The following is a 6,233-nucleotide window of genomic DNA, read 5'->3' as shown; positions in this document are numbered from 1 at the left end:
GGTGGCCGGGCTGGCGCCCGCAGCGTGATCGTCGGCCCGCCCCCGACGTCGACGACGGGGTGGGCGACGATTGGCGGCATGAGCGACACCGACGACACCCCGGCCACCGGCAACGGCGACACCGGCACCCGGTTCGACGATCTCGTCTCGATGCGCGTCGAGCGCACCGGGCACGTCGCCGAGGTCACCCTGCTCGGCCCCGGGAAGGGCAACGCGATGGGCCCCGACTTCTGGCGGGAACTGCCGGAGGTCTTCGACGCGTTGGACACCGACCCGGAGGTCCGTGCGGTCGTGCTGACCGGCAGCGGGAAGCACTTCTCCTACGGGCTCGACCTCGCGGCGATGCTGCCGCAGTGGTCCGAATACCTCGGCGGCGACGCCCTGGCGAAGCCGCGCCGGGACTTCCTCGACGAGGTGCGCCGGATGCAGGACGCGGTCACCGCCGTGGCTCGCACCCGCAAGCCGGTGATCGCCGCGGTCTCCGGCTGGTGCATCGGCGGCGGGGTCGACCTGATCGCCGCCGCCGACATGCGGCTGGCGTCGGCGGAGGCGACGTTCAGCGTGCGGGAGGTCAAGGTGGCCATCGTCGCGGACATGGGCAGCCTGCAGCGGCTCGCCCCGATCATCGGGGACGGGCACCTCCGGGAACTGGCGCTCACCGGCCGCGACGTCGACGCGGCCCGCGCCGAGCGGATCGGCCTGGTCAACGACGTGTACCCGGACGCGGAGGCGGTGCTGGAGGCGGCCCGGGCCACGGCCCGTGAGATCGCCGCGAACCCGCCCCTGGTCGTGCAGGGGGTGAAGGACGTGCTGTCGGGGAACACCGAGCAGCGGATCCGGGACGGACTCCGGCACGTCGCCACCTGGAACGCCGCGTTCCTGCCGAGCCGGGATCTCAACGAGGCGGTACGGGCGTTCCTGGAGCGACGGGAGGCGGAGTTCACCGGCGAGTGACACCGCCCCCGGCACCCGGTGGTGCTGCCCGTGGACGGGTGTGCGCCGTCCACGGGCAGCACCACGCCGTCGTGGGTGCACCCGTGTGTCGTCCGATCGGGGGATTCGAGGGTGGAGGTGCCCCAGGCGGGTTAACAGCGTGTCGTGACGTGTCGATGGTCGCGGGTGAGTGGGCGCCCACGGGTGTGCCGGACGCGCCCACCGGCAACCCCTTCCACAGCGGATCCGCCGGCGACCGGCGGATGAGCACCGACCGAGTGCAGGACACCATGAGCACCGAACACGACAGCGGCACCCGTCGGGACAGTGGCACCCGACACGACAGTGGCACCCGATACGACAGGAATACCGCGGCCGCCACCGGGGCCGCCCCGCCACCGCCGACCACGCCGTGCAGTGTCGTCTGGAGCCGGGGCCGTCCCTACGTCCTGGAGAGCGGTTCCGGCAAACCCCGCTGGATGGGACGGGACCGGCACGGGCGCCCCCAGGCACTGACCGGGGAGGACCTCCGGAGGAGAGGCTGGAGCTATCGGCGCTCCACCTGATCAGGGCGATTCCGGGTCCGGCTACGGTGAGCGGGTGACGAAAGCTCCGCCCGGCCGCACCGTGGGTGAGGTCAAGTCGCTGGCACGGGAACTGTTCACCGTACCCAACCTGCTGTCGCTGCTGCGGCTCGCCGGGGTGCCGGTGTTCCTGTGGCTGCTGCTGGGGCCCCGGGAGGACGGGTGGGCGCTCGCCCTGCTCGTGTTCGGCGGGTTCACCGACTGGCTGGACGGCAAGCTCGCCCGGTTGCTCGATCAGACGAGCCGGCTCGGCCGGATCCTGGACCCGGCCGCCGACCGGCTCTACATCATGGCCGCACTGCTGGCCTTCCTGCTGCGCGACATCGTGCCCGCCTCCATCGTGCTCACCCTGTTCGCCCGGGAGATCGCCATCGGGATCGCGCTGGTGGTGCTGCGCCGCGCGGGCTTCGCCGCGCCCGAGGTGACTTATGTGGGCAAGGCCGCGACCTTCACACTGATGTACGCGCTGCCGTTGCTGATGATCACCCAGGGTGACTCGACCTTCGCCGAGATCGCCCGGCCGTTCGCCTACGCCTTCACCACCTGGGGCGCGGTGCTGTATCTCTGGTCCGCGGCGCTCTACGTCTGGCAGGTCGCGGCCGCGGTCGGCGGACGCCGCACGACCTAGCGGGACCGCGCCGTCCCTCCCCGCGCCGGTGCGCACACGGGCCCCGTCCGCCCCGGTGCGGGCGGGCGATTTCTCACCCGTGACACGGGCGTGTGCGGGGCCTTCTGTGGGACGATTCGGCCGACGACGCGGCGACGTTTCGGCAGGTGTGATCAACGGCTGATCGGGGAGGCCCCAGGGCCGTACGTGGTCGGGGCACGGTACGTTGACTACACCACGTTTCGATGACGACACTTCAGTGCGTAAGGAGAGCTCAGGTGAGCACGAACGACGAGTCCGGCGTTCCCCCGGAGCAGTCTCCGGAGCGGACCTCCGTTTTCCGGGCCGACTTCACGTCGGATGTGGAGGGCCAGGAGGCGCCTGCCGTCGAGGCGCAGGACGCCGGTGTCGACGCGCTGCCGGCGGGCTCCGCACTGCTGGTGGTGAAGCGGGGCCCGAACGCGGGGTCGCGGTTCCTGCTCGATCGTGACACCACGAGCGCGGGGCGGCACCCGGACAGCGACATCTTCCTCGACGACGTCACGGTGTCCCGGCGGCACGCCGAGTTCCGCCGCGAGGGCGGCGAGTTCGTGGTGATCGACGTGGGCAGTCTGAACGGCACCTACGTCAACCGCGAGCCGGTCGACCAGGCGGTGCTCTCCGGTGGCGACGAGGTGCAGGTCGGCAAGTTCCGGCTGGTGTTCCTCACCGGACCCGGGCACGGGGGTCAGGGGGCGCAGTGACGGCTGCCGGGCGGCCGCGGCCGGACGGTCTGAGTATCGGGGCGGTACTGGGACAGCTGCGTCCCGACTTCCCGGACGTGACGATCTCCAAGATCCGGTTCCTCGAATCGGAGGGACTCGTCCGGCCCGCGCGGACGTCGTCCGGTTACCGGCAGTTCAGCGCGGCCGACGTGGAGCGGCTGCGCTTCGTGCTGACCGCGCAACGGGATTACTACCTGCCGCTGAAGGTGATCAGACAGCGGCTGGACGCGGCCGACCGGGCCGACGACCCCGTGCCCGCGGTCCCGGTTCCGGAGCCCGTCCGGCCCCCGCGCAGGCTCGTGGCCGTGGCTTCCCCGGACGACGGGACCTCCCCGGATGACGGGGAGGCGTCGCCGGCCGGGACGCCGTCCCCGGCGGACCTGATGCCCGGCCCGGAGCCCGGGGTGCGGCTGTCCGAGCAGGACCTGCTCGTCGAGGCCGGAATCGACGGGGCGATGCTGGCGGAGCTGCGGCAGTACGGACTCCTCCGGCCCGGGCCCACCGGGTACTACGACGCGGATGCGGTGGCGATCGCCCGTACCGTGCGGGCGATGGCCGGGCACGGGCTCGAACCGAGGCACCTGCGCGCCTTCCGCGCCTCGGCCGACCGCGAGGTGGGGCTGCTGGAGCAGATCGTGACGCCGGTCTACCGGAACCGGGACCCCGAGGCCCGTGCGCGGGGGGACGAACTGGTGGCGGAGCTCGCGGCGCTGTCGATCGGTCTGCACACCCTGCTCGTGAAATCCGGTATTCGGGGCATGGCGGGTGGGTAAACTCGACCAGGTGACGGACTCGGCGGATGCCGTACCGTGAACGGGCGGTCGGCGCGGCGGGCCGCGCGGGAACGACAGGTTCGTGGCGAGTGACACAGGAGTCGCGGCGAGCGACCGAATTTCGTGGTGAGCGACAGAGATTTTTGTGGCGAGCACAGCGCCCAGATGACGGGTAGCGTCGAGTAGAGTCGATGCGGGATCCTCGTGACAGCGCTGCAGCCCGCGCGCAGGAGAGGGAGGCGAAGCCCGATGAGCGAGATGCGCGTCGTCGGCGTCCGGGTCGAGTTGCCCGCGAATCAGCCGATCTTGCTGCTGCGGGAATCCGACGGTGAGCGGTACCTTCCCATCTGGATCGGATCCGTCGAGGCCACGGCCATCGCGCTGGAGCAGCAGGGGGTTCGTCCGGCACGCCCACTGACCCACGATCTGCTCAAGGACATCATCGGCGCGTTGGACCGGGAGCTGCAGCAGGTCATCATCACCGACCTGAGTGAAGGTACCTTTTTCGCCGAGCTCGTGTTCGACGGGGACGTGCGCGTCTCCGCCCGGCCGAGTGACTCGGTGGCGCTGGCGCTGCGCGTGGGTGTCCCGATCCACGCCGAGGACGGCGTGCTGGAGGAGGCCGGTCTGCTCATCCCGGACGAGCAGGAGGACGAGGTCGAGAAGTTCCGCGAGTTCCTCGACTCCGTCTCGCCCGAGGATTTCCGCGGCGCCGACACCTGAGCGGCCCCGGACGTGTGCACCGGGCGCGGTCCCGGCCGTGTGCGGGGTGAAACCCGTCGGTGACGGTGTCCGCGCGTCGCGTTGACCGCCCCCGCGGGCGGGCATACCGTCAGGGGACGATGGAGCGTCGGCGTGACCTGCGGTGGATGACTCCGGTCGGCCGGAGGTCCGGGGCGCGGCGCGATCGTCGTACCGGTCGGTTCCGCCCCGGAGCCGGTGGTCTTGTTTCGCCTGCCGGCGCACGCGCCGGGCGAGAGGAGGCATGGTGGTCGACGAGGGCCCGGCGCACGCCGGGAACGGGCAGACGGAGTTGTTTCCCGACTCCTCGCTGCCGGACGAGCTGGTGGGGTACCGCGGCCCGGCCGCCTGTCAGATCGCGGGGATCTCCTACCGGCAGCTCGACTACTGGGCGCGCACCAAGCTGGTGATGCCGAGCATCCGCACGGCTCACGGCTCGGGCTCCCAGCGGCTCTACTCGTTCAAGGACCTGCTCGTCCTCAAGATCGTCAAGAGGTTGCTCGACACGGGTGTCTCGTTGCAGAACATCCGGGTCGCGGTCGACCATCTGCGGGGCCGGGGTGTCCGGGACCTGGCGCGGGTGACCCTGTTCTCGGACGGCACGACGGTGTACGAGTGCACCTCTCCGGAGGAGATCGTGGACCTGCTCCAGGGTGGGCAGGGCGTGTTCGGCATCGCGGTCAGCGGTGCCATGCAGGAGATCAGCGGTACGCTGCACGAGTTCCCGGCCGAGCGGGCCGACGGCGCGGAGCTCGACCCCGCGGTGCCGGACGAGCTCTCCGAGCGCCGCAACGCCCGCCGCACCGGCTGAAACGCCCGCCGCACCGCCTGAGCGGCACCGACCGCACGGTTCCCCCACCGTGACGGACCGCCGGACCGAAAGCGTATAACGACCAATACGGCTGGGCCGACGGCGCGACCGGTTCATCCGTCCGGGGGCGGTGTCTCTTCCGGATCCCCACGCTGACCCGGGTGTGGCTCGGGGGGATGGTCCGCGTACCGGGTCAGCAGCCCACGGCACAGGCTGATCAGACGGCCGCGCAGGGGGGCCGCGCGCCGGGCGAACCCGGCCTGGGCGCGGGCGTACTCGGCGCGGCCCTCGGCGGTCTCGATCCGCACCGGCGGATAGCCGAATCCCCTCAGGTCGTACGGGCTCGCCCGCATGTCCAGCGTGCGGATGTCGGCGGCCAGTTCGAAACAGTCGGCGACCAGTTCCGCGGGCACGAACGGGCCCAGTTTGTAGGCCCACTTGTAGAGGTCCATGCCCACGTGCAGACATCCCGGCTGGTCGAGTTCGACCTGGGTGTCCCGGGTGGGGCGGTACCGGTTGCGGGGGACGGCCTCGTCGGTGAAGAAGCGGAACGCGTCGAAGTGGCCGCACCGCAGGTCGGAGGTCTCCACGACCTCGTCGGTGCCCGCGGACCCGAGCCGGAGCGGCACCTGGGAGTGCCGGATCCGGTCGGGGTCGGCCCGGTAGACCATGGCCCATTCGTGCAGTCCGAAGCAGTTCAGCCGCGGTCGCCGCCGGTCCACGGCCTCCAGCAGGGTCACCGAGTGCCGTGTCGTGCGGGCGAGCCGGTCGGTGAACGCCGCGGGGTCCACCGAGATTCCGGCGTCGGTCTCCCGGTAGCCGGACCGGCCCAGGAACCGCCGCGCCTGCTCGCCGGTGAGGACGACGTCCGGTCCGGGCTGCCAGCGGGCCAGGTGTGTCGGCGGGTGCGAGTAGTAGGTGAACAGGAAGTCCAGCACCGGATGCGGCTCACCGCGGGAGCGGCGCCGCCGGTGCGGCTCGGTCCACGGCCGCATCCGGTCGGCGTGCGCGGCCTCGCGG

The 6,233-nt window shown here is 71.6% G+C and carries 7 protein-coding genes; 6 read left to right on the top strand and 1 reads right to left on the bottom strand.

Annotated elements, in window-relative coordinates; translation table 11 throughout:
- Positions 1–78: 78 nt before the first annotated feature.
- The 6 genes from SACHA_RS0105205 (at position 79) to SACHA_RS0105175 (ending at position 5,213) form a co-directional block, all read left to right on the top strand.
- Positions 79–954 (top strand): crotonase/enoyl-CoA hydratase family protein, encoded by an 876-nt coding sequence (locus SACHA_RS0105205; RefSeq protein WP_019807721.1) that lies wholly within the window; start codon positions 79–81, stop codon positions 952–954.
- A gap of 579 nt (positions 955–1,533) precedes the next feature.
- Positions 1,534–2,145 carry a CDP-alcohol phosphatidyltransferase family protein gene (locus tag SACHA_RS0105195; RefSeq protein ID WP_007025102.1) on the top strand — a complete coding sequence of 204 codons (612 nt, stop codon included), beginning with the start codon at positions 1,534–1,536 and terminating at the stop codon, positions 2,143–2,145.
- A gap of 257 nt (positions 2,146–2,402) precedes the next feature.
- Positions 2,403–2,867 carry a glycogen accumulation regulator GarA gene (gene garA, locus SACHA_RS0105190; RefSeq protein ID WP_019807714.1) on the top strand — a complete coding sequence of 155 codons (465 nt, stop codon included), beginning with the start codon at positions 2,403–2,405 and terminating at the stop codon, positions 2,865–2,867.
- The gene (gene ftsR / locus SACHA_RS0105185; protein WP_019807712.1) at positions 2,864–3,661 is read left to right on the top strand and encodes a transcriptional regulator FtsR; all 798 of its coding nucleotides are present in this window, start codon (positions 2,864–2,866) and stop codon (positions 3,659–3,661) included. Before garA ends, ftsR begins: the two co-directional genes overlap by 4 nt.
- Before the next feature lie 249 nt (positions 3,662–3,910).
- Positions 3,911–4,384 (top strand): bifunctional nuclease family protein, encoded by a 474-nt coding sequence (locus tag SACHA_RS0105180; RefSeq protein ID WP_007025099.1) that lies wholly within the window; start codon positions 3,911–3,913, stop codon positions 4,382–4,384.
- A 262-nt stretch (positions 4,385–4,646) separates the two neighbouring features.
- Positions 4,647–5,213, top strand: coding sequence for a MerR family transcriptional regulator (locus SACHA_RS0105175; RefSeq protein WP_019807710.1), 567 nt, complete (start codon positions 4,647–4,649; stop codon positions 5,211–5,213).
- Between the two features lie 113 nt (positions 5,214–5,326).
- Here the strand turns inward: SACHA_RS0105175 and SACHA_RS20390 are convergent.
- The coding region (locus tag SACHA_RS20390; RefSeq protein ID WP_083935780.1) for a 3-methyladenine DNA glycosylase at positions 5,327–6,233 on the bottom strand (907 nt) is incomplete at its 5' end.

It is taken from the genome of Saccharomonospora halophila 8 (genome assembly GCF_000383775.1).
Classification (GTDB): Bacteria; Actinomycetota; Actinomycetes; order Mycobacteriales; family Pseudonocardiaceae; genus Saccharomonospora; species Saccharomonospora halophila.
This window is presented reverse-complemented; position numbering and strand designations above follow the sequence as displayed.